14 protein-coding genes are annotated in these 16,642 nt (G+C 59.0%); 10 read left to right on the top strand and 4 right to left on the bottom strand.

What is annotated here, in order from left to right; genetic code table 11:
- The first annotated feature begins 45 nt into the window (after positions 1–45).
- Genes ASC96_RS02650 through ASC96_RS02630 form a run of 5 tightly spaced genes read left to right on the top strand, consistent with a single transcriptional unit; the run spans position 46 to position 5,590 of the window.
- Complete coding sequence (locus ASC96_RS02650; protein ID WP_060501431.1) at positions 46–753, top strand: CpaD family pilus assembly protein; 708 nt, start codon at positions 46–48, stop codon at positions 751–753.
- Between the two features lie 30 nt (positions 754–783).
- The gene (locus ASC96_RS02645) at positions 784–2,073 is read left to right on the top strand and encodes a CpaE family protein (RefSeq protein WP_060501031.1); all 1,290 of its coding nucleotides are present in this window, start codon (positions 784–786) and stop codon (positions 2,071–2,073) included.
- A gap of 31 nt (positions 2,074–2,104) precedes the next feature.
- Positions 2,105–3,571, top strand: a complete 1,467-nt coding sequence (locus tag ASC96_RS02640; RefSeq protein ID WP_060501029.1) for a CpaF family protein — start codon at positions 2,105–2,107, stop codon at positions 3,569–3,571.
- Between the two features lie 8 nt (positions 3,572–3,579).
- Positions 3,580–4,590: a type II secretion system F family protein gene (locus ASC96_RS02635; RefSeq protein ID WP_060501027.1), complete on the top strand. Its 1,011-nt coding sequence runs from the start codon at positions 3,580–3,582 to the stop codon at positions 4,588–4,590.
- Positions 4,591–4,603: 13 nt separating this feature from the next.
- Entirely contained in the window at positions 4,604–5,590 is a 987-nt protein-coding gene (locus tag ASC96_RS02630; RefSeq protein ID WP_060501025.1) for a type II secretion system F family protein, read from the top strand.
- 221 nt (positions 5,591–5,811) lie between these two features.
- On the opposite strand, the gene ASC96_RS02625 is transcribed toward ASC96_RS02630, so the two are convergent.
- Positions 5,812–6,633, bottom strand: coding sequence for a tetratricopeptide repeat protein (locus ASC96_RS02625; RefSeq protein ID WP_060501023.1), 822 nt, complete (start codon positions 6,631–6,633; stop codon positions 5,812–5,814).
- A 140-nt stretch (positions 6,634–6,773) separates the two neighbouring features.
- On the opposite strand from ASC96_RS02625, the gene ASC96_RS02620 reads away from it, so the two are divergent.
- Positions 6,774–8,165, top strand: a complete 1,392-nt coding sequence (locus tag ASC96_RS02620) for a M17 family metallopeptidase (RefSeq protein WP_060501021.1) — start codon at positions 6,774–6,776, stop codon at positions 8,163–8,165.
- 76 nt (positions 8,166–8,241) lie between these two features.
- Here the strand turns inward: ASC96_RS02620 and dnaA are convergent, their stop codons facing one another.
- The 3 genes from dnaA to mutM form a co-directional block, all read right to left on the bottom strand.
- Positions 8,242–9,693: a chromosomal replication initiator protein DnaA gene (gene dnaA, locus ASC96_RS02615; protein ID WP_060501429.1), complete on the bottom strand. Its 1,452-nt coding sequence runs from the start codon at positions 9,691–9,693 to the stop codon at positions 8,242–8,244.
- Positions 9,694–10,781: 1,088 nt separating this feature from the next.
- Entirely contained in the window at positions 10,782–11,048 is a 267-nt protein-coding gene (rpsT, locus tag ASC96_RS02610; protein ID WP_037104210.1) for a 30S ribosomal protein S20, read from the bottom strand.
- 203 nt (positions 11,049–11,251) lie between these two features.
- On the bottom strand, positions 11,252–12,142 hold the full coding sequence (gene mutM, locus ASC96_RS02605; protein ID WP_060501019.1) for a bifunctional DNA-formamidopyrimidine glycosylase/DNA-(apurinic or apyrimidinic site) lyase: 891 nt from the start codon (positions 12,140–12,142) through the stop codon (positions 11,252–11,254).
- A gap of 182 nt (positions 12,143–12,324) precedes the next feature.
- On the opposite strand from mutM, the gene ubiE reads away from it, so the two are divergent.
- From ubiE to ASC96_RS02585, 4 genes are all read left to right on the top strand, one after another.
- Positions 12,325–13,101: a bifunctional demethylmenaquinone methyltransferase/2-methoxy-6-polyprenyl-1,4-benzoquinol methylase UbiE gene (gene ubiE / locus ASC96_RS02600; protein ID WP_060501017.1), complete on the top strand. Its 777-nt coding sequence runs from the start codon at positions 12,325–12,327 to the stop codon at positions 13,099–13,101.
- Positions 13,102–13,163: 62 nt separating this feature from the next.
- Entirely contained in the window at positions 13,164–14,738 is a 1,575-nt protein-coding gene (ubiB, locus tag ASC96_RS02595) for a 2-polyprenylphenol 6-hydroxylase (protein ID WP_060501015.1), read from the top strand.
- A 171-nt stretch (positions 14,739–14,909) separates the two neighbouring features.
- Positions 14,910–15,158, top strand: a complete 249-nt coding sequence (locus tag ASC96_RS02590; protein WP_060501013.1) for a hypothetical protein — start codon at positions 14,910–14,912, stop codon at positions 15,156–15,158.
- 294 nt (positions 15,159–15,452) lie between these two features.
- The gene (locus tag ASC96_RS02585) at positions 15,453–16,634 is read left to right on the top strand and encodes an efflux RND transporter periplasmic adaptor subunit (protein ID WP_244481816.1); all 1,182 of its coding nucleotides are present in this window, start codon (positions 15,453–15,455) and stop codon (positions 16,632–16,634) included.
- The last annotated feature ends 8 nt before the right edge of the window (positions 16,635–16,642 follow it).

Here is a 16,642-nt window from a genome sequence, read left to right as displayed (position 1 = left end):
ACAACGAAGATCATCCTGAACCGCGATATGAAAAGGCACACGATCATGCGGCCAAACATTTTTGCACGCCCGGCCCGCCTCGCACGCCTGATAACCATTGGCGCCCTGCTGGTTGCCGGAACCAGCCTTGCCGGCTGCGCCAACCGTGACAACATGTCCACGGGTGCCCTGCCTGACGATTACCGGACACGCCACCCGATCGTGATCGCCGAAGCCGAGCATGCAATCGATGTGCCGGTGGGGTCCAGCGACAGGCGCCTGACAGCCGGTGCACGCGACGTCATCCGCGGCTTCGCGCAGAGTTATACCAATTCCTCTACGGGCACGGTTCAGATCCTGGTGCCGCGTGGGTCCGCAAACGCCGAGGCTGCATCATCGCTGCGCAAGGATATCCGAGGCGCTCTGGTCGGGGCTGGAGTGCCTGCCAACCGGTTGGTCGAGGTCACTTATCAGGCCGAGCCCTATGGCGATGCGGCACCGGTGCGGCTGAGCTATACGGCGATTACCGCAAAGACCGCGCCCTGTGGCAACTGGCCGAAGGATCTGGTCGTCAACACGATCGAGAACAAGAATTACGAGAACTTCGGTTGCGCCAGCCAGGCTAACCTCGCGGCACAGATTTCCAATCCGCTGGATCTCCTCGGTCCGCGCGCCATGTCGCCGATCGATGCGGTACAGCGCGGTCAGGTGATCAAGGACTATCGCGGCATCGACAGTGGTGACGATGGCGGCACTACGATCAACTTCAACTGACGCGTCCGGCCGGTTTGACGGGATAGAACGATGAGCACGATTGACTACAAGATTGAAACAGCCTCGGGTGAACCGGATGGCTTTTCCGATGCCGTTCGCCCGAGTGATGTCGATCACCTGCGGCCGCTCCCGCGGATATCTGTCCATGCTTTCTGCGAGACCGAGGCTTTGCAGCGGATGATGGAACGGTGCGGCCAGGACCGGCGGATGAGCAAGGTCACCTTCAGGGTCAACAGCGGTTCGATCGCCGCTGCTGCCAACATGTTCTCCGCGACACCGACACCCAACCTGATTATCATTGAAACGTCAGCCGAACCGCGCTCGCTGATGCAGGAGCTGGCACCGCTTGCCGCGGTCTGCGACCCCAGCACCAAAGTCATCATCATCGGCCTTTACAACGATATCCCGCTTTACCGCGACCTGATCCGCAACGGCATCTCCGAATATATCGTTTCACCGGTGGTCATGTCCGACGTGCTTGGTGCCATCGCGGGAATCTTCGTCGATCCGGAAGCCGAACCGTTGGGCCGCAGCATTGCCTTTATCGGCGCCAAGGGCGGCGTGGGGTCCTCGACGCTGGCGCATAATTGCGCCTGGGGTATCTCCAACCTGTTTTCCACCGAGGTGGTTCTGGCCGATCTCGACCTGCCGTACGGCACCGCCAATATCAATTTCGATCAGGATCCGCCGCAAGGTATCTCCGAAGCAGTCTTTTCTCCGGAACGGCTCGACGAAATGTTTCTCGACCGGCTTTTGACGAAATGCTCCGAGCGGCTATCGCTGCTTGCAGCGCCGTCAATGCTTGATCGGCCCTATGATTTCGACGCGACGGCCTTCCAGCCGTTGATGGAAATCCTGTTGCGCAATGCTCCGGTCTCCGTGCTCGATGTACCGCATCAATGGTCTGATTGGACCCGCACGGTGCTGGCGGAGGCGGACGAGGTGGTAATCACCGCAGTGCCTGATCTCGCCAACCTGCGCAATGCCAAGAACCTGTTCGATTCGCTGAAGAAGATCCGGCCGAACGACAAGATGCCGCATCTGGTGCTCAATCAGGTCGGACTGCCGAAGCGACCCGAAATATCGCCGAACGATTTCTGCGATTCCCTTGAAGTCGAGCCGGTTGCGATCATTCCGTTCGACGTCGTCCTGTTTGGTAATGCCGCCAATAGCGGCCGGATGATTGCCGAGATCGACAAGAAAGCACCGACGGCCGAGACCTTCTCGCAGCTTGCCCATCTCCTGACGGGTAGGGCAACAGCCAAGAAAGCCAAGAAGGGTGGCCTTGGCAAAGTTCTCGGGATGCTTGGGCGCAAGTAACTGACAGTCAAACGGAAACCGGATTGAGCACATGTTTGGTAAACGAGGAAACGACGGCTTCGGAAAGGGTGGATCCATAGGCTCCACCATGCAACCGGCCACGTCCGTGGCGGTTGCCGAGCGTCCGAGCGCGCCGGTGCTTGCCGAACCCGTTCGCGAAACGATCCCTGTCAGTCGGGCGGTGCCGGCTCCTCCGCCGGCCCGCAAGAAAGCCGCCCGCACAGAGGATTACTACGATACCAAGTCCCAGGTATTCTCGGCGCTGATCGATACGATTGACCTCTCGCAGCTCGCCAAGCTCGACAACGAGAGCGCACGTGAAGAAATTCGCGATATCGTCAACGATATCATCACGATCAAGAACTTCGCGATGTCGATCTCAGAGCAGGAGGAACTGCTTGAGGATATCTGCAATGACGTTCTCGGCTACGGTCCACTGGAGCCGCTTCTGGCACGCGACGATATCGCCGATATCATGGTCAACGGCGCAGGCCAGACCTTTATCGAAGTGAACGGCAAGACGATCGAATCCGAGGTGCGGTTTCGCGATAATGCCCAGCTCTTGTCGATCTGCCAGCGTATCGTCTCCCAGGTTGGCCGTCGCGTCGATGAATCCTCGCCGATCTGCGATGCCCGTTTGCCCGACGGTTCCCGTGTCAACGTCATCGCCCCGCCGCTTGCGATCGACGGCACGGCGCTCACCATTCGCAAGTTCAAGAAGGACAAGCTGAAGCTCGACCAGTTGGTCAAGTTCGGTGCCATCACGCCGGAAGGTGCCGTTCTTCTCCAGATCATCGGCCGCGTTCGTTGCAACATCGTTATCTCCGGGGGTACCGGCTCCGGCAAGACAACGCTTCTGAATTGCCTGACCGGGTATATCGATCTCGAAGAACGCGTTATCACCTGCGAGGATACGGCCGAACTGCAGCTGCAGCAGCCGCACGTGGTTCGTCTTGAAACCCGCCCGCCGAACATCGAAGGCGAGGGCGAGATCACCATGCGCGATCTGATCAAGAACTGCCTGCGTATGCGGCCCGAACGCATCATCGTCGGCGAAGTCCGCGGACCGGAAGTCTTCGACCTGTTGCAGGCGATGAATACCGGTCACGACGGATCGATGGGTACCATCCACGCCAACACGCCGCGCGAATGCCTGAGCCGTATGGAATCGATGATCGCCATGGGCGGCTTCACGCTTCCGGCAAAGACCGTACGTGAAATCATCGCCGGCTCCATCGATGTCATTATTCAGGCCACACGTCTGCGTGATGGCTCCCGCCGCATCACCCACATTACCGAAGTGATCGGCATGGAAGGTGACGTGATCATCACGCAGGACCTGATGCGATACGAACTGGAAGGCGAAGACGCCAATGGCAAGATCATTGGCCGGCACAAGTCGACAGGGATTGGCCGCCCGCATTTTTGGGATAGAGCCCGCTATTTTAACGAGGACAAACGGCTGGCCGCGACGCTCGACGCGATGGAAAAGGACTGAGGGTCTTCATGTTCGGAATAGACATCACCATTCTGGCGATCGTTGGTCTCGTCGCGCTTTCGACGGCCGGACTAGCCTATGGAATTCTGTTCACGCGCATAGAGACTGAAAAGAAAGCCGAAAGCCGCGTCCGCAAGGTCACATCCGCCGAAACCGACAGGGTTCAGATCAAGGCCGCACGCGACCGCGTGAATGAAATGTCCAAACGGCGGAAATCCGTTCAGGATTCTCTGAAGGACCTTGAGAAAAAGCAGCAGGAAAAATCGGCCAAGGCAAAGCCGAGCATGAAGGTGAGGCTTATTCAGGCCGGCTTCAAGATCTCCATCTCGCAGTTCTACATCGCCAGTGTTGTTTTTGGCGTCATGGCCAGTTTCCTGGCGCTGATTGCCGGGATGAAGCTGCTGGTCATCACCGGGATTTTTCTCGTCGCAAGCGCCGGTTTTCCTCGCTGGTTTATCAATTTCATGGTCAAGCGGCGCGCCAAGGCATTCCTGACTGAGTTTCCGAATGCCCTCGACATCATGGTCCGCTCGATCAAATCGGGCCTGCCGTTGAACGATGCCATCCGCCTGATCGCCAACGATGGCAGGGAGCCGGTCAAGACCGAGTTCAAGCGCATCATCGAGGCACAACAGGTCGGCCTGAGTGTTCCGGAAGCCTGTGCACGGATGATCAACACCATTCCGCTGCCGGAGGTCAATTTCTTCGCCATTGTCATCGCCATTCAGGCACAGGCCGGCGGCAATCTTTCCGAGGCGCTCGGCAATCTTTCGAAGGTGTTGCGTGAACGCAAGAAGATGAGGGCCAAGGTTCAGGCACTGTCGATGGAAGCCAAGGCTTCGGCCTGTATTATCGGAGCGCTGCCGTTCATTGTTATGCTGCTGGTTTACCTCACATCACCGGATTACATGATGATTCTGTTCACGGATCCGCGCGGGCATCTCATCATGGCCTGTTCAGGGGTGTGGATGTCCATTGGCATCTGGGTCATGCGCAACATGATCAGTTTCGACATCTAGGAAAGGGTCCGGCATGAGCGAGGACATGATCAGTACCCTGACAAATCCGAACATTATTGTCGCCTTCCTGGTGGCGGTGGCGGTACTGGCGACGTTCTATTCGCTCGCAGTTCCATTTCTGGATCGAGGGAATCTGGAAAAGCGGATGAAGTCTGTCGCGACCGAGCGGGATGCGATCCGGGCACGAGAGCGCGTGCGCTTGAATGCAGAGATTGGCGCCGGCAAGGCATTGCTGCGATCACAGAACAACACGTCAGTCCGCCAACTCGTCGAGAAGCTCAATCTGCGCAAGGCGCTTGTCGATGAGAATACGGTCAATCGGTTGAAGTCGGCCGGATACCGGTCGCAGAACGCGCTGAACATGTTTCTCGTGGCTCGCTTTTGCCTTCCCTTCCTGTTCCTTGCCGTGGGTGCCTTCTATATTTTCTTTTTGGGCTACCTTGCCGAAAAGCCATTCACCATTCGGCTTCTGGCAGTCATCTGCAGTGGGTATCTCGGTTTTTATGCGCCGAACATCTTCATTTCCAATGCCGTAAACAAGCGCCAGCACTCGATCCGCAGGGCATGGCCGAATGCGCTGGACCTGACGTTGATTTGTGTGGAATCGGGTGTTTCGCTGGAACTCGCCATGCGGCGCGTGGCCGATGAAATTGCCGACCAGTCAGCGCCTTTGGCAGAAGAACTGGTCCTGACCACTGCGGAGCTTTCGTTCTTGCCGGAACGGCGTGTCGCGCTGGAAAATCTCGGTCTCCGGACAGGGATCGACGACGTGAAATCAGTCGTGCAGGCCCTGATACAGGCTGACCGTTACGGTACTCCGATCGCCCAGGCCCTGCGTGTGCTTGCCCAGGAAAGCCGTGACCAGCGCATGAACGAGGCGGAAAAGAAGGCTGCGGCCCTACCGCCGAAACTCACCGTGCCGATGATCCTGTTCTTTCTGCCCGTGCTGATCGCCGTCATTCTCGGCCCTGCTGGTATCCAGGTTTCCGACAAGTTCTGATCCGGCTCTTTGGCAAGCATCAAAGCACGGCAAAAGATGGAAGTGCGCAATCCGCATTTTACGTGCGGCCGTTCTCTGTCCTGTCGAATGGGAGCGGAGGGCGCGGCTGGCCCGCAGCCCATCAACCTTCGGCGCGGGGAACGTATCGCCGCCTGAGGGCTATATTCTATTGCTTGTTTATGACGGCGCGCCCGGGGGGGCTGCTCGAAAACAGCAAGGGCTCAGTTCGTGCCCTTGTCGTCCTTGGCCAGTTTCTGCCAGGCGTTTTGCTGCGACATGATCGAACGCAGATATTTGACATTGGCCTCGGCCTGGTCCGGCGAAAGCTCCTGACGGGCGATCTGTTCGGCTTCTGGGAAGCGTCCCTGTAGACCGATGGCGAGCGCCAGATTCTGGCGCACGCTGCTGTCTGCGCCGGGCTGGCTGACGGCTGACTTCAGATAGGTCTCGGCGGTCTTCAAATCCTTGTTCAGCAGATAGGACATGCCGAGATTGGACAGAACCGTCGGCTCGTTCGGTTGAATGTCGAGCGCCTCCCGGTAACGCTGGCGCGCTTCGCCGGCGCGGCCAAGCTGGTCGAGGATCGCGCCTTCGGCTGATTTCAGCTTCCAATCCGGCCGGTCGGGGGTTTGGGCGCGTGTAACCGTGTTCAGAGCCTGCTCAAGCTGACCCGCGGCGGCCTGCGACTTTCCATAGGCGGCAAGGACCTCGCGGTCGGTGGGGAAGTTGATCGCCACTTGCTGCATTACGGCCAGCGCCTGGTCGTTGCGGCCGGTCATGCGCAGCATGTTGGCATAGTTCAGGCCGGCGGCGCGATCTTTGGGATTCCGCTCATAGGCCTTGCCGATGCTTTCGGCTGCCGCTGAAAGCTCGGTGGCGTTCATCGACTGGACAGGTTTGGAGAAATTGGCGGAGGGGATGGAGCCTGTCGTCAGCTCCTTCTTCTGTGTGCCGCAACTGGCCAGCGTCACGGAAAGGATCACCATCGCAGTTCCTCGCAGGAAGCGGCTGCTCGAAAAAGACGTCCGTCCGTGTGAATTCATTGCCAATGCCCCTCAGCATTTTCTCAAGCACCGGACAAAAAACCCAACATATCGGCGCAATCTTCACTCCAGCAATAATCTGTTAACCCTAACAGAGCGTTAATCGAGTGATTCTGCACCGCTTCTTCCGAAGGATTTCCATGGCCCCCTATCAATTCATCGACCGTCCGTCGCCGTTCAATACCAGCGGCGGCAAAACCCTGCCGATCTTCGCGGTAACACCGGCCCATATCGATATCGGCGCCATCGATCCCATCGCGCTCGACTGGGCCCGCAAGGCTGGTTTCAAGGCAGAGTCCGGCGCTGTGCTCTTGATCCCTTCCGAAGACGGCCATCTTGGGGGTGCATTGTTCGGCTTGGGCGCTAATCCTTCGGAAGCGCCGTTTCTGACCGGTAAGCTGGCGCGGACATTACCGGCTGGAAAATGGCATATCGAGACCGCGCCATTGACGGCAAACCGGTTAGCGCTGGGCTACGGTTTAGGCTCGTACAGCTTCGACCGGTACAAGGCTGCGAGTAAGGAAGCACCGACCCTGATGATTCCGGCCGATGCCGATGCCGCCGATATCAAGCGGCAGCTCGCAGGCGTCTTCCTTGCCCGTGATCTGATCAACATGCCGACCAACGACATGGGGCCAAATGCGCTGGAAGAAGCGTTCCGGGCGCTGGGAGAATCCTACAAGGCCCAGGTCTCCGTCGTTTCAGGCGACGATCTGCTGAAGCAGAATTTTCCGCTGATCCACACGGTTGGCCGCGCCAGCGCCGAGGCGCCGCGGCTGCTTGAAATGCGCTGGGGTAAGAAAGGTCACCGCAAGGTGACGCTGGTCGGCAAGGGCGTTTGCTTCGATACCGGCGGTCTCGATATCAAGCCGGCGGCTTCCATGCTTTTGATGAAGAAGGACATGGGCGGCGCTGCCAATGTCATGGGCCTTGCCCTGATGATCATGGATGCCAAGCTGAAGGTCGATCTGCGCGTGCTTGTGCCCGTGGTCGAGAATTCGATCTCCGCCAATGCGTTCCGCCCGGGCGATATCTACCGCAGCCGCAAGGGCCTGACGGTGCAGATCGACAACACCGATGCAGAGGGCCGGTTGATCCTTGCGGATGCGCTGGCCTACGCAGACGAAGAAGACACCGACCTGCTGATCGACATGGCGACGCTGACGGGTGCTGCCCGCGTCGCGCTTGGTCCCGATCTGCCGCCGTTCTACACCGACGACGAGGATCTGGCCCACGACCTGACGGAATCGAGTCTGACGGTTGATGATCCCATGTGGCGCATGCCGCTCTACAAGGGCTATGAGAAGGATATCTCGGCTCGTATCGCCGACCTTACCAACGCCCCATCGGGTGGTATGGCCGGTTCGATTACCGCGGCTCTTTTTCTCAAGCGCTTTGTGACCAATGCCAAGAGCTGGGCGCATTTCGACATCTTCGGCTGGACACCGGCCGAGCGTCCGCATTCGCCGCTGGGTGGCGAGGCACAAGCCATCCGGGCGCTGTATCATCTGATCGCCAATGGGAAGAAATAGCCGGTCCTCTTGAAAAAACATGCCCCTGTCCATGCGAACAGGGGCATGCCTCCAACAAAGCCGAAGGATCTCGGTCCTATTCGTTGATCAGCCGCTTCAACAGCTCGATCTCATGCGACAGCTTGGTATCGCCGGTGATCAGGTCCTCGATCTTACGGACTGCATGCAAGACCGTGGTGTGATCGCGCCCGCCAAAACGGCGGCCGATTTCCGGAAAGGAGCGGGGGGTCAGCGTCTTTGCCAGATACATGGCGATCTGGCGCGGCTTGACGATGACGCGGGTGCGGCGGTTGGACACCAGTTCCTGGCGCGACACGTTGTAGTGCTTGGCAACAACGCGCTGGATGTCCTCGATGCGCACGCGGCGCGGCTCGCCGGCATTGACGAGATGGCCGAGCAATTCATCGACACGTTCGATCGACAGATGTGGCTCAAAAGAAAGCCGGAAGAGCAGTTGGTTGAACGCGCCTTCCAGTTCACGGCCGCTGGCGGTGATATTGCGGGCGACATGGCCGAGAATATTGGCAGGAATGTCGAGCGACGGGTCGTCCAGGCGGGCGACTTCGAGGCGGCGCTTGAGGATTTCGAGACGCATCTCATAGTCCGGGCCTTCCATCTCGATCGCAACACCGCCCTGTAGGCGCGAGCGGACGCGCGGATCGAGCGATTCCAGCTCCCACGGCGCACGGTCGGCAGCAACGACGACCTGCTTGGCGCTATCGAGCAGCATGTTGAGAAGATGGCAGAATTCATGCTGGATCGACTTGCCCTGCAGGAACTGCATGTCGTCGATGACCAGGAGATCGATGTTGCGCAGGGTTTCCTTGAGCGACAGCGCATCATTGTCGCGAATGGCTGTTGCGAAACGCCACATGAAATATTCGGCTGTCAAGTAGACGACGCGCGGAGCGCGGGCGCTCTGGATCGCAGCGGTGGCGATTGCCTGCAGAAGATGGGTCTTGCCGAGGCCGACCGTCGAATGAATGAACAGCGGGTTGAAGCGCACGGCACCGGCGCCGGCTTCGGCGATCGTCTTGGCGGCGGCAAGAGCGACGCGGTTCGAGGAACCCTCGACGAAGCTTTCGAATGTGTAGCGTGAGTCCAGCGGCGAGCCGAACAGGGGACCTGCGACGGGCTGCGGCTTCTGCAGATTGCCGACCGTAGCGGCCGCATGCTGGCCGAGCGTCTGCGGTGCAGAACGGCGCGAAGAGGCGGGTGCTACCGCATCGCTCTGGCTTGCCTGGGGGGCATCCTCGTGGAGGCCGGGCCGGGTGCTGCGTGTTGCGCTGCGCACCACGATCTCTACCTTCAGGATTTCAGCGTCTTCCTGCTGAAAAATGGTGGTGATCAGGTCAAGATAACGGTTGTTGATCCAGGACTTCAGGAAGGTCGTTGGAACGGACAGCCGCACGACACTCTTGGAAACGGATTGCAACTTCAACCGGCCGAACCAGCTGGCAAAAACATCAGGGCCGACCTGGGCCTTCAAACGCGCACTCACCCGTTCGAAAAGTGCGCTCTGCATCATGTCGCCCTTTTCCCCCGTCGTTCCGTCGGATTGTTTTACCGAAATCTGGCGTGAATTCTCCCCGTTCTCAAATACGATCGCCGCCGTTACCGAATTACCAAGCATATTGCCGCCTTCCAATATCATTCCGCGACGCCGCCATTGCTGCCGGCGTCAGCCTTTATGTCTGTCTCGTGCGGCCCTTTTTCAAAGGCATGCCGCCCAATTCAAACGCTCCCCGTACCATGAGAGGAATCCTCATCCTCCTCTCGTGGTCCGGTTTCGTGCAAAATCCATTTGGCAGAACCAAACGGATGTCCCGCTTGCACAGTGTATTCCAAGCGTCCGGTCAGGCCTCGTGTCCTTTCCGGGTCCGCCAATGTCTGACCAGCCTTCCCGACCCTCGTTAAAAGAAGGACAGGCCAGTTTGCTGATAATGCGTCCTCATCCGCATATCGGCCGCCGTCTCCTCACCGCGCAGCAAAAGCTGCGATGCGTATCGTACGGCGTATCGGGTACTCTCAACCGCCTGCAACCGGAAGTCGCAGAATGTCGTTCTGAGCAAGCAGATGCCCAGCTGAAAACGCTCTATGCTGATTGATGGAACGTTGTGGAACCACCCCGTTACAAAAGGCTTAAGTGAAATTGCGCCGCCTGTTGAAAGGCTGCCTTCTCATCTTGTCCACAGGTATGTCCTGCGCCTTCTGTGGAGGCATTTAGGCAGGATCGTGTGACAAGATCAATCGCGATTTTTAACACTTGGGAAGGACCGGGCGTTGACTCTCATAGCGTGTCCTGCATGGACGATAGCCCGGCGGAAGAGAATCGCTTTTGAATCAAGGGCTTTGAATTTCGGACTGGAACTTAGCTGGCGAAAAACAAAAAAAATAAAAAATTTCTTGACTCGTTTAGAGCCCCGAGATGCCCCCGCGAGAGGCGGGTGAGTCTGAATGTCCTCCCGCAAGCATCTGATTTTATTTAAAAATTTCTGTCATTGCGGTGACATAATAAGTTGCACAAGGATTAACCATCAGTGTGCCGGAAGTTTGAATCTGAAAAGCCCGGTCATGGACCGGGCTAATGCATTGACGATATTTTAATAAGCCGGCTTAAGCCGAAAGCGACTTTACGCGGTTCGCAAGACGCGAAACTTTGCGCGATGCCGTGTTGGCATGCAGCACGCCCTTGGTGGCGGCGCGCATCAGTTCCGGCTGGGCTGCCTTCAGGGCAGCCTGAGCGAGAACCTGGTCGCCGGAAGCGATGGCTTCTTCGACCTTGCGGATGAAGCCGCGAACGCGCGAACGGCGGGACTTGTTGACTTCCGTGCGGCGGGCGATCTTGCGGGTCGCTTTTTTCGCCGAAGTTGTATTGGCCATTTGGTGTCTCTCTTCGAAATCTGACAAAAACTCTCTACCGCCGTGCCGGGTCACTGCGACCTGTCGTCCAAGCAAGTAGGGAGCAATATCGGAAAACCTTGGAGCGGCTTTCCAAACTGTGGGCGGCATATAGCCTTAAACAGGCCTCCCGTCAACGCGATATTTTCGAAAACGCCGCGGAGGCGTGGCCTTCGCCAGCCGCACTATTTCTGGCATTTCGGGCAATAGAAGGTCGACCGTCCCGCCTGAACGACGCGCGCGACCGTCCCGCCGCATCCTGGCGTCCGGCAAGGCGCGCCTTCGCGATCGTAGACCGAGAACGAATGCTGGAAATAGCCGAGCGTCCCATCCGTCTGGATATGGTCGCGCAGTGACGACCCGCCAGCGGCAATGGCATCGGCAATGACCGCCCGGATCGCCTCGGTCAGCAACACAAGCGTTGCCTTTGGCTTGCCCTTGGCGTCCACCAGCGTGCCGGCGGCCCGTAGCGGTGATAGGCCCGAGCGCCACAAGGCCTCGCAGACGTAGATATTGCCAAGGCCGGCAATGTTCTTCTGGTCGAGCAGCGCCGATTTCAGCGGCTGAGCCTTGCCGGCAAAGCGGGCGGCCAGATAGGCGGCATCGAGCACGTTGCCGGTCGGCTCTTCGCCAAGTTCGCGGAAGAACGCGTGGCTGCTTAAAACGTCGCGCCGGGCCAGGTCCATGAAGCCGAAGCGGCGCGGGTCGTTATAGATGACGCGGGCAGGGCCGTTGGTGCCTTCCAGATGAAATACGACATGATCGTGTTTTTCGCTTTTGCCGCGCGGATGATGGAAATCGCCGGGTGTCTCAGGCGCTGCACCGTCTTCCACCCTGAAGGAGCCGGACATGCCGAGATGGGCGATGATCACGTTGCCGTCTTCAAGATCAATCAGAAGGTATTTCGCCCGCCGTCCGAGCGACAGGATGCGCCTTCCTGAGACGAGCGTTGCAAAATCGGCAGGGAAAGGAAAGCGCAGATCCGGCCGGCGCAGTTCGGCCCTGACCAGAAGCGCACCTTCCATTGCGGGCGTCAGGCCCCGCCTGACTGTTTCCACCTCGGGAAGTTCCGGCATTCACGTTTCCTCATCATCTGCCAATAGACCGGGATCATTTGGCAATTCCATTCGCAGCGCACATATCCTATAGCAGGCTCCACGGGCGCGAATGCCGCAGGCCGCAATCTGCCGCAGAGATAGCGTGGATGAAGCGAATTCGCTATGGTCGGCACAACAGCGATTGAATGGAGTAAACCTTGATGACTGGTGAGCGCACCTCTGCCGATGGCGGCATGGAAACCTCCTACGGGTTTCGCCAGGTTGGCCAGGGCGAGAAACAGGCGCTCGTCAACGACGTCTTCCACAAGGTTGCCAAGCGCTATGATATCATGAACGACGTCATGTCCATGGGCCTGCACAGGGCCTGGAAGGACGCGATGATCGCTTCGCTCAATCCCAGCCGCTCCGAAAATTACAAGGTTCTCGACGTTGCCGGTGGCACCGGCGACATCGCCTTCCGGATCGTGGAAGCCTCGGACCGCAAGGCGCATGCGACTGTCCTCGATATCAATGGCTCGATGCTGGCCGTTGGTGCTGAACGTGCTGAAAAGAAGGGCCTGTCGCCCAATCTCACCTTCGTCGAGGCCAATGCCGAGGAACTGCCGTTCGAAGCCAATTCCTTCGACGCGTATACGATCGCCTTCGGCATCCGCAACGTGCCGCGCATCGATGTGGCGCTGACCGAAGCCCACCGTGTCCTGAAGCGTGGCGGCCGCCTGCTGGTTCTGGAGTTTTCCGAAGTGGAAATGCCGTTGCTCGACAAGGTCTATGACGCCTGGTCGTTTAACGCCATCCCGAAATTCGGTCAGATGATCACCGGCGAGGCCGAGCCCTATCAGTATCTGGTGGAATCGATCCGCAAGTTTCCCAACCAGAGTGATTTCGCCGCCATGATCACCAAGGCCGGCTTTTCGCGTGTCACCTACACCAATTACACCGCCGGCATTGCCGCGCTGCATTCCGGCTGGAAGATCTGACGCATGATATCCATTCTCGTGAAGCGCTCTGAGGGGCTGCCCCGGCGCGGCGGCAAGCCGTTATGAGCGCGCCTGGAGCTTATCTTCGCCTTGTCCGGATCGGCTGGGTTCTGGTGCGCGAAGGCGTCGTGTCGGCGCTTCCGTCGGAAGACATGCCGGCCTTGCCAAAGGCCGCACAGTCCTTCGCAGGCCTCTTCGCACGGCGTCGCGCCAGACAGGAGGATCGCAGCGACCGGCTGGCCCGGGCGATCGAACGCCTTGGTCCATCCTATGTGAAGATCGGCCAGTTCCTTGCCACCCGTCCTGATGTCGTCGGTGCCGAATTTGCTGAAGACCTGTCCTTCCTGCAGGATCGCATGGCGACGTTTCCGGTGGAGGAAGCGCGTGCCGCCATTGAGGCCTCACTCGGCCGCCCGGTTGCCGAACTCTATACCCAATTTGGCGATCCGATCGCCGCCGCCTCGATTGCGCAGGTTCATCCGGCCACAGTGCTGAAGGATGGCGTCGAACGGAAGGTCGCGGTCAAGGTCATCCGCCCTGGCGTGCGCCAACGGTTTGCCCATGACCTAGAAGCGATGTTTCTCGTTGCCGGCCTGCAGGAGCGCTTCCTGCCGCATACCCGCCGGCTGCGGCCAGTCGAGGTGACGAAGACGCTGGAGCAGACCACCAAGATCGAGATGGATTTGCGGCTTGAAGCAGCGGCTCTGTCGGAACTCGGTGAAAACGCCGCCGATGATCCGGGCTTCCGGGTACCGAAGGTCGATTGGGAACGCACCGGCCGCGACGTCGTGACGATGGAGTGGATCGACGGCACCAAGATGTCTGATGTCGAAGGGCTGCGCCAAGCCGGCCACGATCTTGATGCGCTCGCCGATACGCTGATCCAGTCCTTCCTGCGCCACACGCTGCGCGATGGCTTCTTCCATGCCGACATGCACCAGGGCAACCTGTTCGTCGATCCGCAGGGCATGATCGTCGCTGTCGATTTTGGTATTGTCGGCCGACTCGGCAAGAAGGAGCGCCGCTTCCTCGCCGAAATTCTCTATGGCTTCATCACTCGCGATTACCGCCGCGTCGCCGACGTGCATTTCGAGGCGGGTTACGTGCCGTCTCACCACGATGTCGCCAGTTTTGCGCAGGCGATCCGCGCTATCGGCGAGCCGATCCACGGCCAGCCGGCCGAAACCATTTCCATGGCCAAGCTGCTGACACTGTTGTTCGAAGTCACCCATCTGTTCGACATGGAGACGCGGCCCGAGCTGGTGATGCTGCAAAAGACCATGGTTGTCGTTGAGGGTGTCGCCCGTACGCTCAATCCGCGCTTCAATATGTGGAAAGCGTCCGAGCCGGTGGTCGGCGCCTGGATCCGCGACAATCTCGGCCCCAAGCGTATTCTAGGAGACGTCAAGGAGGGGTTGCACGCGGCTTTACGCCTTGCCGAAGCAGCGCCTGAGATCGCCGCCAAGACGGAAAAGTTTTCGCGCGATCTGACATCCATGGCCGAAAACGGGCTGCGTTTCGACGCAGAGACCGCCGAAGCCATCGGTCGTTCCGAGGCGCGCCACAGCCGGTCAGGCCGCGTGGCGCTCTGGGTGATTGCGGCCGCGCTCATTGCGATCGCCTGGAAGCTTTTCTAGCGCCGCCAAGGGTCTATTTGCAGCTCTACAAAGTTTATGCGTTCGTGAGCGCGGGGGCTAACCCATTGGCGCGCCAACCCTGTTCCATCGGGAACTGTCGCGTTGTTTTCATTGTGGGATTGTCTCTCTCAAGGATGAGGCTGGCTCATCCAGCCCGGAGGAAAGACCACCATGCGTAACCTGATCATCGCTTCCATCGTTGCCACGGTCTCAGCCGTGTCCTTCGCGGCACCATCGCAGGCGGGCGGTTACTATGGGGGCAGCTACAATGATGGTTATTATGGTGGCGGTTACAGCCAGCCCCAGAGACGCCACTCCTACAAGAAGACCTATTATGAACCCAATTGCTGGATCAAGAAGGTCCGCAAGTACGATTATTACGGCAACCTGATCGTCAAGCGCATCCGGGTCTGCGACTGAGCCGGCCGTCCTGCAGATATATCGTCTTTGACAAAACCGGCGGTTCACCCCGCCGGTTTTTCGTGCGAAAATTCCGTCGCGCTGCCGGTGCTGCGGAAACATTGCGAAACGAAAAACGGGAAAGATTACAGAGATTTCATGTCGTTGGACTTCATTATGGCGTAGTTTCAATCTAGCAGTCGCGAAAAGTGACGACCCAACGCCCGATTGAATTCGAAAGAGATGTGAATGGCGGATGCCACCCGGAAAATTGCCCCTGCGCTTGAAGAACAGGAGGCCGCCGCTGCCCAGCCGATGCCGGCCCGCAGCAAGCGCCGGCGCACACGCAAACGCTGGCTGGTCCTTCCCGTCCTCCTTCTCGGCGCTGCAGGCTGGTATGGCTGGTCGGTCTACGGCAAGCAGGAAGCGGCAGACGCCGTCGTGACCGAAGTGCCTGTGCGCGGCGATATCGAAAACAGCGTCACCGCATCCGGTCTCTTGAGTCCCATCAAGGATGTTGATGTCGGTGCCCAGGTTTCCGGTCAGCTGAAGAGCCTCAAGGTCGAGATTGGCGACAGTGTCAAGGAAGGCCAGTTGATCGCCGAGATCGATAGCGCCTCCATCGAAACGCAGATCGAGATTGCGGAGGCCGAGCTTGCCAATCTTGAGGCCCAGATGATCGACAAATCGGCACAGGTGGTGCTGGCCAGCGCCACGCTGACGCGCCAGCGCGCCCTCGTTGCAGGCAACAGCGCCGCCCAGTCGGCGCTCGATGAGGCGGTCGCGGCCCTGGCGACAGCCGAGGCCAATGTCGATGCGCTGAAAGCCCAGGTCCGCAAGCAGCAGGCAACGCTCAAGGATGCCCGCATCAGCCTGGGCTATACCAAAATCTATGCGCCTTTGACCGGAACGATCATCAATACGTCGGCCAAGGAAGGTCAGACGCTCAATTCCAACCAGACCGCGCCGACCATCGTCACCATTGGTGATCTCTCGACCATGACGGTCGAAGCTGAGGTGTCCGAAGCCGATGTCGGCAAGCTCAAAGTGGGGATGAACGCCTATTTCACCCTGCTTGGACAGCCCGGCCAGCGTTATCCGGGCACTCTGCGCCAGATCAAGCCAACGCCTGCCACCGAAAACAATGTCGTGCTCTATTACGCCCTGTTCGACGTGCCCAATCCGGATGGCACGCTGATGATGAACATGACGGCACAGGTCTTTTTCGTCGAGTCATCGGCGAAGGATGTGCTGACTGTACCGGCCGCCGCCGTCCATTTCGGCAAGGACCGCACGTCCGGGGAAGTCACTGTCGTCACGGCTTCCGGCGCCCATGAAACCCGCAAGGTGGAGACCGGAATCCGCAATCGCGTGCGCGTTGAAATCAAGCAGGGCCTTGGTGAAGGCGATATGATCGTCGTCGGCGCGGGTTCCGGTGACAGGTCTGCATCGTCGGGCCGTGGCAATTCGCGGCGTGGCATGCCGCCAATGTTCTAAGAGCACAC

It is taken from the genome of Rhizobium sp. Root1204, from assembly GCF_001424965.1.
Classification (GTDB): Bacteria; Pseudomonadota; Alphaproteobacteria; order Rhizobiales; family Rhizobiaceae; genus Pararhizobium.
The sequence above is the reverse complement of the archived record's forward strand: the minus strand, read 5'-3'. Positions and strand labels throughout refer to the sequence as shown.

What these genes read in the sequence shown, in the direction of transcription:
- rpsT (WP_037104210.1), bottom strand. Translation starts at nt 11,048, where the DNA reads ATGGCCAATACAACTTCGGCGAAAAAAGCGACCCGCAAGATCGCCCGC.
- ASC96_RS02630 (WP_060501025.1), top strand. Translation starts at nt 4,604, where the DNA reads ATGAGCGAGGACATGATCAGTACCCTGACAAATCCGAACATTATTGTC.
- ASC96_RS02620 (WP_060501021.1), top strand. Translation starts at nt 6,774, where the DNA reads ATGGCCCCCTATCAATTCATCGACCGTCCGTCGCCGTTCAATACCAGC.
- ASC96_RS02585 (WP_244481816.1), top strand. Translation starts at nt 15,453, where the DNA reads ATGCCGGCCCGCAGCAAGCGCCGGCGCACACGCAAACGCTGGCTGGTC.
- ASC96_RS02645 (WP_060501031.1), top strand. Translation starts at nt 784, where the DNA reads ATGAGCACGATTGACTACAAGATTGAAACAGCCTCGGGTGAACCGGAT.
- dnaA (WP_060501429.1), bottom strand. Translation starts at nt 9,693, where the DNA reads ATGATGCAGAGCGCACTTTTCGAACGGGTGAGTGCGCGTTTGAAGGCC.
- ASC96_RS02590 (WP_060501013.1), top strand. Translation starts at nt 14,910, where the DNA reads ATGCGTAACCTGATCATCGCTTCCATCGTTGCCACGGTCTCAGCCGTG.
- ubiE (WP_060501017.1), top strand. Translation starts at nt 12,325, where the DNA reads ATGACTGGTGAGCGCACCTCTGCCGATGGCGGCATGGAAACCTCCTAC.
- ASC96_RS02635 (WP_060501027.1), top strand. Translation starts at nt 3,580, where the DNA reads ATGTTCGGAATAGACATCACCATTCTGGCGATCGTTGGTCTCGTCGCG.
- ASC96_RS02650 (WP_060501431.1), top strand. Translation starts at nt 46, where the DNA reads ATGCGGCCAAACATTTTTGCACGCCCGGCCCGCCTCGCACGCCTGATA.
- ubiB (WP_060501015.1), top strand. Translation starts at nt 13,164, where the DNA reads ATGAGCGCGCCTGGAGCTTATCTTCGCCTTGTCCGGATCGGCTGGGTT.
- ASC96_RS02625 (WP_060501023.1), bottom strand. Translation starts at nt 6,633, where the DNA reads ATGAATTCACACGGACGGACGTCTTTTTCGAGCAGCCGCTTCCTGCGA.
- mutM (WP_060501019.1), bottom strand. Translation starts at nt 12,142, where the DNA reads ATGCCGGAACTTCCCGAGGTGGAAACAGTCAGGCGGGGCCTGACGCCC.
- ASC96_RS02640 (WP_060501029.1), top strand. Translation starts at nt 2,105, where the DNA reads ATGTTTGGTAAACGAGGAAACGACGGCTTCGGAAAGGGTGGATCCATA.